19 protein-coding genes are annotated in these 12,622 nt (G+C 51.1%); 17 read left to right on the forward strand and 2 right to left on the reverse strand.

The features are described from left to right. The coding region (locus tag AC0IXI_RS23420; RefSeq protein WP_471683267.1) for a hypothetical protein at positions 1-593 on the forward strand (593 nt) is incomplete at its 5' end. A gap of 216 nt (positions 594-809) precedes the next feature. Here AC0IXI_RS23420 and AC0IXI_RS23425 read toward each other — a convergent pair. Both AC0IXI_RS23425 and AC0IXI_RS23430 read right to left on the reverse strand, forming a co-directional pair. Then, positions 810-1,310 carry a recombinase family protein gene (locus AC0IXI_RS23425; protein WP_471683268.1) on the reverse strand — a complete coding sequence of 167 codons (501 nt, stop codon included), beginning with the start codon at positions 1,308-1,310 and terminating at the stop codon, positions 810-812. Positions 1,311-1,400: 90 nt separating this feature from the next. Next, on the reverse strand, positions 1,401-1,802 hold the full coding sequence (locus AC0IXI_RS23430; RefSeq protein WP_471683269.1) for a hypothetical protein: 402 nt from the start codon (positions 1,800-1,802) through the stop codon (positions 1,401-1,403). Positions 1,803-1,862: 60 nt separating this feature from the next. On the opposite strand from AC0IXI_RS23430, the gene AC0IXI_RS23435 reads away from it, so the two are divergent. The 16 genes from AC0IXI_RS23435 to AC0IXI_RS23510 all read left to right on the forward strand — a co-directional run bounded on the left by AC0IXI_RS23435 (position 1,863) and on the right by AC0IXI_RS23510 (position 12,287). Next, positions 1,863-2,798 carry a hypothetical protein gene (locus AC0IXI_RS23435; protein WP_471683270.1) on the forward strand — a complete coding sequence of 312 codons (936 nt, stop codon included), beginning with the start codon at positions 1,863-1,865 and terminating at the stop codon, positions 2,796-2,798. Then, positions 2,785-3,129 carry a hypothetical protein gene (locus AC0IXI_RS23440; protein WP_471683271.1) on the forward strand — a complete coding sequence of 115 codons (345 nt, stop codon included), beginning with the start codon at positions 2,785-2,787 and terminating at the stop codon, positions 3,127-3,129. The genes AC0IXI_RS23435 and AC0IXI_RS23440 overlap by 14 nt, the downstream gene beginning before the upstream one ends. Positions 3,130-3,468: 339 nt before the next feature. After that, entirely contained in the window at positions 3,469-4,416 is a 948-nt protein-coding gene (locus tag AC0IXI_RS23445) for a VapE domain-containing protein (RefSeq protein WP_471683272.1), read from the forward strand. Continuing rightward, positions 4,302-4,871, forward strand: a complete 570-nt coding sequence (locus tag AC0IXI_RS23450) for a VapE domain-containing protein (RefSeq protein ID WP_471683285.1) — start codon at positions 4,302-4,304, stop codon at positions 4,869-4,871. Before AC0IXI_RS23445 ends, AC0IXI_RS23450 begins: the two co-directional genes overlap by 115 nt. A gap of 1,539 nt (positions 4,872-6,410) precedes the next feature. Beyond that, positions 6,411-6,755 (forward strand): cell envelope integrity TolA C-terminal domain-containing protein, encoded by a 345-nt coding sequence (locus AC0IXI_RS23455; RefSeq protein WP_471683273.1) that lies wholly within the window; start codon positions 6,411-6,413, stop codon positions 6,753-6,755. After that, on the forward strand, positions 6,752-7,390 hold the full coding sequence (locus AC0IXI_RS23460) for a recombinase family protein (protein ID WP_471683274.1): 639 nt from the start codon (positions 6,752-6,754) through the stop codon (positions 7,388-7,390). The genes AC0IXI_RS23455 and AC0IXI_RS23460 overlap by 4 nt, the downstream gene beginning before the upstream one ends. Then, positions 7,387-7,653 carry a hypothetical protein gene (locus tag AC0IXI_RS23465; RefSeq protein ID WP_471683275.1) on the forward strand — a complete coding sequence of 89 codons (267 nt, stop codon included), beginning with the start codon at positions 7,387-7,389 and terminating at the stop codon, positions 7,651-7,653. Before AC0IXI_RS23460 ends, AC0IXI_RS23465 begins: the two co-directional genes overlap by 4 nt. A gap of 80 nt (positions 7,654-7,733) precedes the next feature. Further along, positions 7,734-7,892 carry a hypothetical protein gene (locus tag AC0IXI_RS23470; protein WP_471683276.1) on the forward strand — a complete coding sequence of 53 codons (159 nt, stop codon included), beginning with the start codon at positions 7,734-7,736 and terminating at the stop codon, positions 7,890-7,892. Between the two features lie 117 nt (positions 7,893-8,009). Beyond that, positions 8,010-8,273, forward strand: coding sequence for a hypothetical protein (locus AC0IXI_RS23475; protein ID WP_471683277.1), 264 nt, complete (start codon positions 8,010-8,012; stop codon positions 8,271-8,273). A 72-nt stretch (positions 8,274-8,345) separates the two neighbouring features. Next, positions 8,346-8,813 carry a hypothetical protein gene (locus AC0IXI_RS23480; RefSeq protein WP_471683278.1) on the forward strand — a complete coding sequence of 156 codons (468 nt, stop codon included), beginning with the start codon at positions 8,346-8,348 and terminating at the stop codon, positions 8,811-8,813. A gap of 120 nt (positions 8,814-8,933) precedes the next feature. Further along, a complete protein-coding gene (locus AC0IXI_RS23485; protein ID WP_471683279.1) occupies positions 8,934-9,437 on the forward strand; it encodes a hypothetical protein in 504 nt (167 codons plus the stop codon). Between the two features lie 136 nt (positions 9,438-9,573). Further along, positions 9,574-10,074, forward strand: a complete 501-nt coding sequence (locus AC0IXI_RS23490; protein WP_471683280.1) for a hypothetical protein — start codon at positions 9,574-9,576, stop codon at positions 10,072-10,074. Next, positions 10,059-10,298 carry a hypothetical protein gene (locus AC0IXI_RS23495; protein WP_471683281.1) on the forward strand — a complete coding sequence of 80 codons (240 nt, stop codon included), beginning with the start codon at positions 10,059-10,061 and terminating at the stop codon, positions 10,296-10,298. Before AC0IXI_RS23490 ends, AC0IXI_RS23495 begins: the two co-directional genes overlap by 16 nt. Next, positions 10,298-10,948, forward strand: coding sequence for a hypothetical protein (locus AC0IXI_RS23500; protein WP_471683282.1), 651 nt, complete (start codon positions 10,298-10,300; stop codon positions 10,946-10,948). The genes AC0IXI_RS23495 and AC0IXI_RS23500 overlap by 1 nt, the downstream gene beginning before the upstream one ends. Then, positions 10,948-11,421 carry a structural protein gene (locus AC0IXI_RS23505; protein WP_471683283.1) on the forward strand — a complete coding sequence of 158 codons (474 nt, stop codon included), beginning with the start codon at positions 10,948-10,950 and terminating at the stop codon, positions 11,419-11,421. Before AC0IXI_RS23500 ends, AC0IXI_RS23505 begins: the two co-directional genes overlap by 1 nt. 14 nt (positions 11,422-11,435) lie before the next feature. After that, positions 11,436-12,287: a hypothetical protein gene (locus AC0IXI_RS23510; RefSeq protein ID WP_471683284.1), complete on the forward strand. Its 852-nt coding sequence runs from the start codon at positions 11,436-11,438 to the stop codon at positions 12,285-12,287. Positions 12,288-12,622: the final 335 nt, after the last annotated feature.

Raw genomic sequence — 12,622 nt, forward strand, 5'->3', positions numbered from 1 at the left:
TGGCCGCAGGCATTGCACCGCAGAGCAAGCCAGCAAAGCCGCAGAAGCATAGCCCCGAACAGATGAAACAGATCCGGGAGAACATCGAGCGCGCGTCTGAAGTTCTGATCGCCCTCGATACAAAAGACCACGTAAGAGAGCGCCTTATCGACGGGCTGCTAAAGCAATTGAAGGCCGGAACAGAGCCAGAACAAGTGCAGCAGCGGTTAAATGAAATGCTTACACGCATTACCCAGCAGCGCGCAGACTATGACGAACGCAAGGCAAACGCCCTGCGCGGCCAAAGCGCCGCCCCTGCTACGCTTCAGAAGGCACACCAATCTATTGATAATGCCGATAACTTGCAGGATGGCGTTAAACGCATCCAGAGCCGCAGGCTTGCTGATCAGTACATCGCGCAAGGTTTAGAAAAATTGCGCGCCCACGGTTTAGAACACGCGCATTTAAAGACATTAGAGAACGGACTATCTGAGATGCTCGATAGCGGAACAATCGATCATGACGATGTAAAATCGCTCATGGCTGATTGCGGCGAAAAAATCAGGCGTGGGGCAGGTGTCGACGCAAAATTGCTGCTGGCGTCATTGTGCTAATTCTCAAGATTTGACGTAATTTTGACAGTATGGTCGAATAATCAAGCGCGAATCCGGGGTAAATTCCAGTACCTTTTTGAGCGCGCGATCTGCGTAACCTTGGAGCTATGCAGAGAGAAAAAAGCCAGCAATGCTGGCTTTTTTTCGCCTAAAAAACGCAAGGCAAATGCAATACAAACGCCTTGCGTTTCGCAAGGCAAATGCAAGGCAAACGCATTACACACGCCCTTGTTCTTTTAGCTTGTGGCGATAGTCACGCACTCTGCTTTTTGTCCATGGCTGGCCGGTTGCAGTTAGATAACCGGCATCATTGAGCGCCTGCGCTATCGCATTTAGTCCTACGCATGAAGCTGTAAGCCGTCCTATTAATTCATCCGCGCCAGTATCAACAGTAATAAAGCGAGGATCTACGCGCTGCGCCTGTGGATGAGGTATAACCGCTGGCCGTTCTGACGTACCTTGTGGGGCTGTAACACGCGTCACGGCTGGCTGTGCAGCCTTACCGGATAGCTTGCCCTCGATGCGCTCAAGAGCAATAAGAACACGCCCCAGCTCGCTTCCTGGCTGCTGCTGGTGCTGCTGGGAGTAATGCGCATCAATGATGCTGTTTAGCACATCGGTAATAGTTTTACCCTGCTGTTTCGCTTCTTCTGAAAGCTGCTTTTTACGCGCAGGCTCTATGCGGAAAGTTAGGTTTTCTTTTGTCGGTTTCGTCATTCTTTTTGCCTTGCGTTTGCCTTGCGTTTGCCTTGCATTTGCCTTGCGTTTTGCCTTGCGTTTGCAAGGCATTTGCATTGCAGCATGACACTAAAACGGCAATGATTCCACCCGCCGCCACTCAAGATTTTTAACGTTAGGCAGATGCGGTGCGCGTTTATTTATAACGTCCCAGCCTTTCATTTCATCCCGCAGCACCTCCGCTGAAGGTTCAAGAAATAGCACGGCAACAAGTAGCTGAACTCTGAACCAGACCGACTGCCCGATAAAACAAACAGGAATGTAGGGGAAACCGCATTTGCCTGTAACCGGCACTATCTGCTGCCATTGCTTACCCTTCTTTTTGTACACATAACCCGTGCTGCTGATCATGTACTCATAGCGCAATTGGTCTGGTCTAAAAATCCTGTTTAGGTGGTGAATAACCCCCTCAATATCCTGAAGTACGGCGGGTATATCTAAATAGCGGAGCTGACTAAATTTTAATGGCATTACCTATAGTGTCCAAAATATGTATATACTTGTTTTGGACATTATAAGCTGATCGCCCCCATGAAAAAATTTAGAATTGGAGATCTGGCCGACCGGCTAGAGAAAAGCACCAAAACGATTTACCGCTGGCGCGATGCTGGCCGCTTCCCTGCGGCTGATGGACGTGATCAGGACGGTGAGTGGTGGAACCTGGAAACAATCGAGAGCATGAACCAACTAAACCAGACAAAAGCCATACTCGCCGCCCGTGCACAATTACGCGAGCAGATAGCCAAACATGAGCAGCAGGCGCAGCAGGGGAGGCGCTCGCGCCTCGTAAAGCGTTTGGACAGTGCAGAACTCAAAGGCAGCGTAGAACGCGCCCAGAAGCGCTGGGAGAGCGTTAAAAGTGGTGAGGTGTCTACGCATCCCTATCTTGTGAAAAAGCAGCAGGAGTGCGGCGGAGTGCTCAATACAGCCGGTTTGCGGCGGGGTTGGTATCCATCCGCTCGCCAGCCTGCGCTTTGCGTCCCGTGTTACCTGCCGAACGGCAGCGGCGGAAGGGTAATGATCAATGTTGAAAACGTGCTCCCTGATGGCAAGAAACGCGCGCTGAAAGACTGCCAGAAGCGCGGCTCATTCTTCCCGATTGGCGACCGCATAACCGCCCAGCAAAAGCGATTTTATATCGCCGAGGGTTGGAGCACGGCGGCGGCTATCAGTCATGCCCTGAGCGATGATCCAGAGGCGCTGGCCATCTGCTGTTTTAGTGCCGTATTTTTCGCAGAAGCCGCAGAAAATCTGCTGATTGTGTGCCCTGATGCCGAGCTGATTTTTTGTCCTGACCGTGGCGCAGAAACGCTGGCCGACGCAGCCGTTAAAGCCCTGCGGGGGCGAGTCATCGCGCCCCCTCCTGAACAGCCCACCGGCTACGATTTTTTTGATTATTTAGCAGCAACCGGCGCAGAGAGCCTGCGCGATTATTTGATAAACGGGGATCAGAATGTCAGTGATTAAATGCACCTCCCAGGCTGCGCCAAAAGCGCCGGAGAACGAAAAGGCAGAGAAGCTGGAAGCAGCAGGGCTGATGCGTCGTGCGGCGGGCGTATGGCGTGAGTTTGCGATCCGTCAATTACCGAAAGATGCAGAGGCTTGCTTAATTCGCGCGTCATGGTGTGAGCGTCGTTTATTGGAACTGTCAGAGAAAAAACAGCGCAGAGCAGCGCAGGAAGATCGGGAAATATCAAAAGACCTGGGGAGAGAGCGCCGCAGGCAACAACAGGCAGCACGGATGACATCAAAACCGGGGCGTGGCGCGGATCTGCTTTTCGGAGCTGGCGCGCGCTAGTCGTTGCGCTGGAAGGGGTTGGGATTTTGTGGCGAACAGACTGAAAAAAAGAGATCCGTTATCGTCCCCCCTGAGATATGATGAATCCCAGAAAGCACAAAACCCGCCTGGCAGCGGGTTTTGAATGTACTGCTTACTACTTTATGACGAACCGTCCGCGCCTACCCAGCAAGTGACAGTTCAATGACAGAAAATGTTTTTCGTGCCGGTACTCCTGCGCTCATCTCAATGATGACTGCAAAAAAGAGTATACCCGGCTCACGAATTTTTCACATCTATTTTTCTGTTATTGGCTATCCCGGACGGTGAATTTTTAACCGATTTACAGGGATTTTTGTAATGACAGAAATTCACACCGCAGCCCTGCTGCAACAAAACCAAAAATCAGCGCCCAAAGCTGCGAAAAAATCGAAAGCCCCGGCTGGCGTGGGTTCTGCCATTTCTAATAATGGTAAAGAACCGGCTGATCAGTCTGAAAATTCCGATAACGTAGCGAATTTATCGCAAGAACGCGCGAAGCGTGGCAGACCTGCTGCCGAACCCAAATACCCTGCCGTGAATTTTGGCGATGGTATGGAGATTGATTTCAAAGTCGGTAAATTCCAACCGTCACTTTCCAATGCTTCCCGCGCTTTGATGAATCATAAAGTTACCGGCTACCGGCTGCGATATGACCAGTTTCAAGCCGCTGAATGTGTAGAAACGAAAGGCAAACGCTCCACACTTACCGATAACCTGATCACCGCATTACGCCTGCGCTTAACTGGCCTTGCCTTTAAGGAAGTGAGCAAAGAAACCACCCGTGATGCACTGTTTTGGGTAGCGGAACAGGATTCCTTTGATAGCCTGACAGAATGGGTGCAGGCGTTAAAATGGGATGGCAAACCGCGCGTTACCTCGTTTTTACGTGAGTATTTCCTTTGCACTGGTGATGCTGATTACCTCGATGCTGTCAGTGAATATCTATGGTCTGCCCTTGCTGGCCGCGCTATGGAACCAGGAATAAAAGCTGATATGGCACCGATTATTTACGGTAGCCAGGGGCAGCGAAAATCTACCGCCCTTGCGGTGATCCCCCGTTTAATGATGCTTATGTGTCAGTTGATTTCCGAAAGTCTGATGATGATATTGCCCGATTATTGCGGGGCAAATGTATTGCGGAGATCGAAGAACTGCGCGGATTACAGAGCCGTGATGCAGATTCATGTAAGGCGTTTATTTCCCGCACCGTTGATGAATGGGTGCCGAAGTATAAAGAATTTGCCATTGATGCCCCGCGCCGCGTGATTTTCGTCGGTACGACTAATAAGCATGAGATTCTGACCGATAGCACTGGAAACCGCCGTTATCTGCCGGTTACGTGCGGCGCGTCCAAAACTAACCCCGTCAAAATTGACCAGCTCAAAGCCGACCGCGATCAGTTATGGGCTGAGGGGCTGCATATGTTCCAAAACGGCGGCATCCGTTGGCAGGAAGCAGAGAAGCTGGCCGAGGCCCAGCACGATAAATACCGCGTTATTGATGCCTGGGAGGATGATTTAGCTACCTATCTGGAGATCGAAAAATCCCCGGTAGAATTTGTTACTACTGAGGCGCTTTGGTCCCGACTGGGGATCGCTATCGGTAACGTTAATAATACGCACCGTAACCGCCTGAGCGCGCTAATGGAATATTTCGGCTATATCAACACACGCCGCCGTTTTGCCGGGGAAAACAGGCGCGGTTATTTCTATAACCGATAACCCCGATCACCTCACTAAAGGGCGGCGCTTGCTGCCCTTTTTTTAATCTAAAAGTGTTCCACCCGCGTATGGAACACCCTGGAACACCATTCCTATTTTTTCCCCCTGTTCCACCCGATAAACCCAGTATTCATGCGCCTTACAGACCGTTCCACCCGCTGTTCCACCCGCTGTTCCACCCGTTCCACCCGTTCCACCCGCGTTCCACCCGCGTATGGAACAGCTAAAGCCAGATGTGGAGCGGCTTTGCGGGCAGTGTTCCACCCGTTCCATACGAAATAGGGTTAACAAGTGATGGAATGATTTAATTGTTTAAGTAATGCGCAATATGCTCATAAATAACGCTACATGGTTACAATGCGTACAATTAACATGCGTCTGGGGAATGTTTGTGGCGAAATGGGTGGAACGGGTGGAACACCCGCCTGTTTCGCTCAAAATCCAGATCACCAGGAAGGAGCTGATCGCTCCTGTAAACCCCCGCTTTTGCACCCGTTACAGGATTAACTTTCCGTATCGCTGGAAGGGTGATCCGCCATGTCGGTTTTATCGGTCTGGTATCAGGGGATCAGGTGGGTAAGAAAGCGTAGGGGGTAGAGTGGTGATAAATAGAGAATGCAGAGCTGGTAAGGGTTAAAGCGAATTTTAGGGGGTAATATTGGGGGGTGGAATGGTAAGAGTGATGGCACATAACCGCACCTATGATCCCGCAGGCGTCGGATTAAAAAAAGAGCCGGGATCAATATAGGCACCCGCCCTGGCAGTACGGCGGCAGCGCCGCCCCCTGTAGAGCTGGCACTTTCACTGCTGGCGCTTATGGCACGGGGAGACGCAGCAATTAAATTGCCATTATGCTGGAAACAGTATGAATACCAGGCGATTACGGAAAATAGGGGTTGTGGCGGTCGGTCTATTGCGTAAGATGTGCGGCAAGTTGGAGCGTAGGCAAGCATGCGTGAAGATGAGGCGTAACGTTTAGCGGGGTGTTTTTACCCTGGAAGCGCAAGCCAACAGAAAGAAAAAACCCCCGCTGATTCGTTGCATGGTTTGGCAACAAGCGAGGGTATTCCTTATGTCTGGTAAACAAAAGAATAGCCGCAAGCGGTTGCCGTTGCAAGCGCGGAGGCTATCTAATGATGTTCGTAAATGCTTGCAAGTGGTTCATGACGGCTGTGGTTGTGCCGATCATCGTAGGCGCTGCCGGTTCGATGATTGGTTCAATCCTTCTCGGTCATTTCCATCTTGCATAAATGAGTGTTAACGGGCGTCATAGCACTGCATTGCAGCGGTAACGCGTTGCGCCCGGATAGCCCCGCATGGTTCGCCCAGCGGGGCTTTTTCGTTCCCGATCAGCACAATTCCCCAGCCTTTGATTTTTCTCAAACTTTGCGCCAGACCGCCTGCGCTGCAAGTAGCTCATTGATTACCATAGAAGCGAGCCTAGCTAATTAAGAACCAAAAAAACCAAAAGAGCTACCCTTACTGGCTATGTGGTGATAGGCTTATTAAACTATAGTCAATTGAGCCAATGAAAACACCATGAAACTGATTGTTACCGCCGCCGTCTTTTTGCTGTCTGGCTGCGCCACCCAAGGGCATGAGAACTACAACACGCAGCACAATGCCGCACCTGTTACGGTTAGTGAGTATGTGCAACAAATCCGCGATTACATGGATGGCGCGCTTGTGGGCATTGAGCACGGTAAGCAATGCAGTGTCGTATTGAACTACGACAATGCAGGAATTTTGGAAGCAGCAAAAGTCCAGGGAGGCGATCCCGCTTTTTGCCAGCACATTATCAAATACATCAATTCCCTTTACCCCGTACCCAATGCCCCAATCGAGCTGCGCAGCCAGCCAATCCCACTGGACTTTAAATCATGAGCATACAAAAAATAGCCCGTGTTTATTTGCGCGTATCTACCACCGCGCAGGATCTGGAGCGGCAGCAAGCCATTATTGCCGATGCTAAAGCCCAGGGTTATTACGTTGCCGCTGTTTACAGCGAGAAAGCGAGCGGAGTACGCGCAGACCGTCCAGAGCTGCAACGTATGATTGCAGAGCTGCAAGCCGGTGATGCGGTTATTTGTGAACGGTTAGACCGCCTGACCCGTTTACCACTGGAGCAAGCTGAAGCCCTGATCCATTCCATCCAGGAAAAGGGCGCACGGCTGGCGATCCCCGGTGTTGTAGACCTGAGCGAAATCAGCGCCACCATTGACCCTAATAGCACCGCTGCCATTGTCCTGGCTGATACCCAGCGCATGTTATTGCGGATCATGCTTAAAGCTGCCCATGAGGACTACGAAACCCGCCGCCGCAGAGCTGCTGAGGGGATCGCTATTGCCAAAGCCGCTGGCAAGTACAAGGGCAAAGCCCCGAACATTAAAACGAATGAGCAGATCGTAAAACTGAGAGCTGAGGGCGTGAGCATTAACGAAACGGCAAAGCGCCTGAGTGTTAGCCCTGCGACTGTAAAGCGCGTATGGGCAGCGCATAACGCAGAGGGCAAAGCATGAATACTTTTTTGATCGTAGCCGTAGCCGTCCTGGTTATCGCATTAATCTGCCAACGTGTTTTTTACGTGGAGAAGCTGCGCAGCGCCTGGAGTACCGAGGAATATCACCGTAAAGAGCTGGAGGAAACGAAGGAGAAAGCGAACAACTATTACAGCGCCTTGCGTGAGCTGGCGTACACCGTAGCAGATGAAGCAGAGGATCACCCGCAGCGGCGCATCATTGCGCGTGTCGTGTGGTTCCCTGGCTTGAGTCGTAAAGAGTAGTAAAACGGGTGCCCAGGGCGGCTGTAACCGCCCCGGAGCGCGTCACGTAGCAAAATCATTAATCACGATGGGTTCACAACATGACCGCAGAATTATATCACTATCGCAGACAAGGTGCAGACATAGCGCGCAGAATTGCCCAGCGAGCCGCAGAGCGTAGAAATCACAAAAGCTGGCAGTTAGCCTGCCGACTGCTTAAACGCGCTTATATCGCTTCCCAGGCGCAGCAAGGAGCATAGAAAGCATGATGTTTATAACTCAATAGTTTAACTTTTCATCAAGTCACTACCGCCCCTACCGCCAGAACGGCGGCGGGGGCATACTCCGCGCAAATCACCACACACGGAGACATCAAAATGAATATCACCCCCGCAGAGCCGCACACGTACCTAGTGAGCTATGAAAAACTATTCCTGATCACCGGCTACGAGCTGCCAGAATGCGCAGCATATACGCATGACTTTGAGCCGCTGCCGGTTGGCATTGAGTTTGGGAGCAGTGAGGAACCGGCGCGCATTGGGGTGGCAGGTTCGCTGCTGTATCTTGATGATGATGCAGCCGATCCCGCGAACCTGGCGCAGTACGTCGCACAATACCGCGACCGCGCGCATAGCGTCTGAAACTGCCCCAGCTCGATGCAGGATATTTATCGTTATAATGCCGCCAATAATGCGGCTTTTAGGAGTGGTTGAATGACTGAAATTGAGGTCTGGGATTCGGTTGTGAAAATAGGGCTGGGGGCTTTTATCAGTGCTGTTGCTGGGTTCGTAATGCTTAAACGGAATCAGGAGCATGAACTTGCCAAAGATGCTGCCCTGAATCATCGCCAGCTTACCGCCAGCAAAAAGCTGCTGTATGTGGATTTTCTGACAACTTCACACGTTCTTGTGCAGACATACCGAGAAAGCCAGTGCAGGGCTGATGGGGATGATTATTTTGCGTATCTCAAGCTCTACCATGAATTGCAGCTCATTGCAGGAAACCCGCTGAAGATATGCGCCTTTCATCTTCTGAATGCCGTTAATGAATTCATCACGTTTCATAAAGAGGATCAAAATGCTGATGATAGGGAGCTTTTCAGGGCGATGCGGGCGAAAGTGGACGCAGTAATTGGAGACTTCCAGCTCCTGGCGAAACAGGAAATTGAAGCTAAGGCATGAGCTTGCCAACTCCAGCGGGGTTTTGCCCTACGGCGGGAACCCCGCCCCCTGACTAGCCCCAGCAGCATTCCCCGCGCTATCCTATCCGCATAAGCCGCCCCGCTTATGCAAGGCCATCCCATGATCGTTAAATCTGATGTACCCGCGCCGCTGGCCGCTTGTCTCGATGCGCTGGCATTTGAGCGCGGAACAAGTCGCAGCGCATTAATCTGCGCCATTATTGCCGACCACCTGAGCAGCGAGATCCCCCGACTTACCGCCTTGCGCGACAATATCCGCGAGATAGAGCGGAAATATGGCGTTTTGCCTGGCGTGGCCGCTGCTGCTTATTTTGCGCCTGTGCCTAAAAACCTTCCCCCACTGCCAATAGAAAAAGCAGCTAATCAAAAATCCGCATCCCATAAACCTGATCGGCTAACGAAGATTGAAATCATCGCGCGCAGAGCTGCGGAGCGGCAGCCGACCGTTGATTATCTAAAGTGCCTGGTGCCGACCATTTCTGATCGTAACAATCGCTGGAAGATTGCCGCAGCAGAGCTGAATGCCGCAGGAAATACCCTGAGTGGACGCACATGGGATGCGACGCGAGCAAGAAATTTTTATAAGAGCTTTTGCCGAGACTAACCCGCGCCCAGCGTGTGGTTTTTTGTATCTGCTGCTGGTAGTTCTGCCATCTATTACCCCACGCCCCTAATTTTTCGCTATTCCTGCAAATAATCGTGACAGCAGACTGACTGGACTATCAGAGCGAGAAAATTAAATGTCCGAATTACGAAAAAATCACATCCCTTTTGCCATTACTGGTGCAGCAAATGGCGCTTCTATCCCCGATACGTCTGGCCGTTTTGCCTCGCGTATTTGTGCCGATGGCAGCAATCCTGATGATTATCACCGAGCGCGCCAGCGCGAGATCGGCGGCCAGGGAATCGACTGGACAAGCTGGGAAGAACGCAACCGGCAGCAGAACGGCCAGAACATGGCAAAAAGCCTGAATGAACTGGTTAACGCTGCGCCGCAGTATGGTTATGACCAGGCAGCAGTACAGCGCGAGCAGGAAAAGCGCGGTCAGATGTTCGAGCTTGAGAAGCTGATCAGCAATTTGCGCGGGTATGGCGTACCAGACGCGAATCTATCGGGTATTCGTGCGGCCATTGGTCAAAAAATCGAAGCTGGCACCCTTTCTGGCACTGAGTTTGAACAACTCGAAACGCAGCTTATCAGCGCTGCCATTGCCGGGCAGAACCAATGCAAAGCGAAGTGATGAGCGAGCCAATGGATCAGCTATTTGAAGCGGTGCGCCAGCTCGACGAGGAAATGCTTTTAGTGTCCACCGGCAGCAATGCAGAAGCAGGCCGCATGCTGATTATTGCCTCAATAGTTCAACCCGTTATCAGCGGTGAATCATCCGTATCTGAAGCTCTCCAGCTCGTAAAAATGATGCGTGAAAAGCTCACGTCTGGCCATCCAGCAGTGGTGGTGCCTTAATGGGAAAGATTGCCCTACGGCGGGGAACCCCCGCCCCTGTAAAGCTAATGCTTAAAAGCAATCGTAACGCGATCTGGTTGCCTCATGAGTCGCCGCTTATCCGTAGGATGATCGAGCTATTTACTGCGCGTGGGCTAATGCGCCTAGATGCTGTTAAAAAATCCGTTCTGGAATGGGCCTCTTTTGATTACAAAGCGAAAACGCTACCTAATCCAAAACCTACCATTGGACTAATGGAACGCTGGAGCGATGAAGAAAAAAGTCTGGTGCGGCTCTATCTGGAAAGCCTGCCGCCATCATTATGGACGCTCGATGACCATATGCTTTCGGTGGAGCTGGTTATCCAGACCTATCTACCCAAAGACGAGCTGAAGACCGAAGCCGAATGGCTGGCGACAAAAGCTACCCTCATGGGCAAGGTCGAAAATAATTGGCTCAAGCAGCAGGAGCCTACGCAGGCAGAAGCCGATGCGCTGTTACAAAAGCTGCCCTCAAACATAACAGAAGCAGCCTATTTCCCCTTAATACCGATGGAAAAGACCACGCTGGATTTTGCCAATTTTCGGGCGGTTGAAAGCGTAGTTTCTCTTGTCGATAACGTGCGAAAGAAGATGCGGGAATTAGTATCCGCACATGCGGAAAAAAGCTAATGGGCACTACTGCAAGTCCTTCTTTTGAGTCTGAGTTATTTGACACGTTTGGTGAGTTTAACCGCGATTGGCGGCGTATTGCGATAACTGAGGCAGGAGAATCCCAGCTTCAGGGAATGATCGCGGGGGTCAAACCTGGCAGCAAGGTTAAACGCATCGAGCAGTACGTTAACGCGTGTGATTTTTGCAAAAAGATTAATGGCACTATTGCTACGGTCGTAGACGCAAATCACCCCAACAAAGACCCCAATACGATGGTATGGCCGGGGAAAAATAATATTGGCCGTTCGGCATCCGCTCGTAAGCGTGTAGGCGAGCAGCTTATTAACAGAACACCCGATGAAATGTACTGGCTACCGGCTGGGCTTGCGCATCCGAACTGCCGGGGGCGCTGGGTTCCAGAAATGGAAATGACATCCCCACAAGATCAAAAGTTTGCGGCCATTGTTGCCGGGTTCCTTGCGAATACTTAATACAGGTAAGAAAAATGACTGAAGTTAAAAAAGGCCGTGGCCGACCGCGCAAGCCCGATCATGAATTAGCGCGCCCACGTCCAGGCAGCAAAAAAGAAGCAATGAAGCTGATCCAGGCACCTGGGAAAAATGAATTGCCGGTAGCGGTAGAAGTGGCGAAAAAAATCGAAGACCCGACGCAAAAATGGGTATTTGAGCGCTTAATCCGCTTCCAAAATAGCTGCAATGACAGATTTGATGCAGAAGCACGGGAAATTTTCGGGCTGAACATGCCACTGCCAAAAATGGAACTATTCAGCGCATCTGGGGAGCTGATTAGAGAGCGTGACGGAAAATATGATAATGAGCTGGCAACGCTTTGCAGCCTGCTAGAAATGGCTATCCGCCAAAAATTAGCGGTCGATGCAGCCCGTGAAAAATGCGCAGAAATTCAGGCCGAAATTGATGATTTTGAGCGTCGAATTTCCATGCGAAAAAATCAGCTTGCTGAAGAAGTCGCGCGGCTGGTGACTGATGATAATGCGATGCCAACAGGCGGCGGCGCACTGTCTTATGCCATTGAGCAGCTCGAAAAAATGCGTGATAGCAAACGTGATGAGCTGGCCGCAGTCGGTCTGCAAAACATGATCTCCCAGCTCGGAAATTATGAGCGTGAATTATCAGCGGCTCAATTTTCGTTAGAGCATAAGCACTACAAAAACCGCATCACCGTTGTTGAAAATTATCTTACCGGGCAGCTAAAGAAATTTGCGGCATTTTCCAATTCGCGTGGCGCTCGCAGCACGTATCACCAATTTTCGTTAATCCTGCGCAATGCCATTGCAAATAATGGCGTCATTGACGGGATCAATAATTGGGGCAAGTAAGATGATTGATTATGACCCGCTATTAAATCCGGTTCCTTTAGCTGAAGCCCTTGCGCCTCAAGACGCAGAGCGGGAAGAACTGCGCCAAAAATTACTACCGATAATGGACGCAGTAACTCGCCAAAAAATGCAAAAGAGAACCCCGAAATTATCGAGGCTTGCGATCAGCTCCTGGCGATTTATAGCGCTGGCGACATCGAAGCAATGCGAAAAATTACCCAGGCAGCAGAGCTGCAAAGCGACAAAAAAGATACCGACGCAAATTCGCTACATGTTCCAGAAACGGAACAAGTAAGCCAGGACGCAGAAAACGCACCAGGGCTGCCAGCAGATGA

This window comes from Buttiauxella sp. AC038, assembly GCF_979253565.1.

What these genes read in the sequence shown, in the direction of transcription:
- AC0IXI_RS23465 (WP_471683275.1), top strand. Translation starts at nt 7,387, where the DNA reads ATGAATACTTTTTTGATCGTAGCCGTAGCCGTCCTGGTTATCGCATTA.
- AC0IXI_RS23430 (WP_471683269.1), bottom strand. Translation starts at nt 1,802, where the DNA reads ATGCCATTAAAATTTAGTCAGCTCCGCTATTTAGATATACCCGCCGTA.
- AC0IXI_RS23480 (WP_471683278.1), top strand. Translation starts at nt 8,346, where the DNA reads ATGACTGAAATTGAGGTCTGGGATTCGGTTGTGAAAATAGGGCTGGGG.
- AC0IXI_RS23425 (WP_471683268.1), bottom strand. Translation starts at nt 1,310, where the DNA reads ATGACGAAACCGACAAAAGAAAACCTAACTTTCCGCATAGAGCCTGCG.
- AC0IXI_RS23440 (WP_471683271.1), top strand. Translation starts at nt 2,785, where the DNA reads ATGTCAGTGATTAAATGCACCTCCCAGGCTGCGCCAAAAGCGCCGGAG.
- AC0IXI_RS23505 (WP_471683283.1), top strand. Translation starts at nt 10,948, where the DNA reads ATGGGCACTACTGCAAGTCCTTCTTTTGAGTCTGAGTTATTTGACACG.
- AC0IXI_RS23455 (WP_471683273.1), top strand. Translation starts at nt 6,411, where the DNA reads ATGAAACTGATTGTTACCGCCGCCGTCTTTTTGCTGTCTGGCTGCGCC.
- AC0IXI_RS23460 (WP_471683274.1), top strand. Translation starts at nt 6,752, where the DNA reads ATGAGCATACAAAAAATAGCCCGTGTTTATTTGCGCGTATCTACCACC.
- AC0IXI_RS23490 (WP_471683280.1), top strand. Translation starts at nt 9,574, where the DNA reads ATGTCCGAATTACGAAAAAATCACATCCCTTTTGCCATTACTGGTGCA.
- AC0IXI_RS23495 (WP_471683281.1), top strand. Translation starts at nt 10,059, where the DNA reads ATGCAAAGCGAAGTGATGAGCGAGCCAATGGATCAGCTATTTGAAGCG.
- AC0IXI_RS23510 (WP_471683284.1), top strand. Translation starts at nt 11,436, where the DNA reads ATGACTGAAGTTAAAAAAGGCCGTGGCCGACCGCGCAAGCCCGATCAT.
- AC0IXI_RS23500 (WP_471683282.1), top strand. Translation starts at nt 10,298, where the DNA reads ATGGGAAAGATTGCCCTACGGCGGGGAACCCCCGCCCCTGTAAAGCTA.
- AC0IXI_RS23485 (WP_471683279.1), top strand. Translation starts at nt 8,934, where the DNA reads ATGATCGTTAAATCTGATGTACCCGCGCCGCTGGCCGCTTGTCTCGAT.
- AC0IXI_RS23475 (WP_471683277.1), top strand. Translation starts at nt 8,010, where the DNA reads ATGAATATCACCCCCGCAGAGCCGCACACGTACCTAGTGAGCTATGAA.
- AC0IXI_RS23435 (WP_471683270.1), top strand. Translation starts at nt 1,863, where the DNA reads ATGAAAAAATTTAGAATTGGAGATCTGGCCGACCGGCTAGAGAAAAGC.
- AC0IXI_RS23445 (WP_471683272.1), top strand. Translation starts at nt 3,469, where the DNA reads ATGACAGAAATTCACACCGCAGCCCTGCTGCAACAAAACCAAAAATCA.
- AC0IXI_RS23470 (WP_471683276.1), top strand. Translation starts at nt 7,734, where the DNA reads ATGACCGCAGAATTATATCACTATCGCAGACAAGGTGCAGACATAGCG.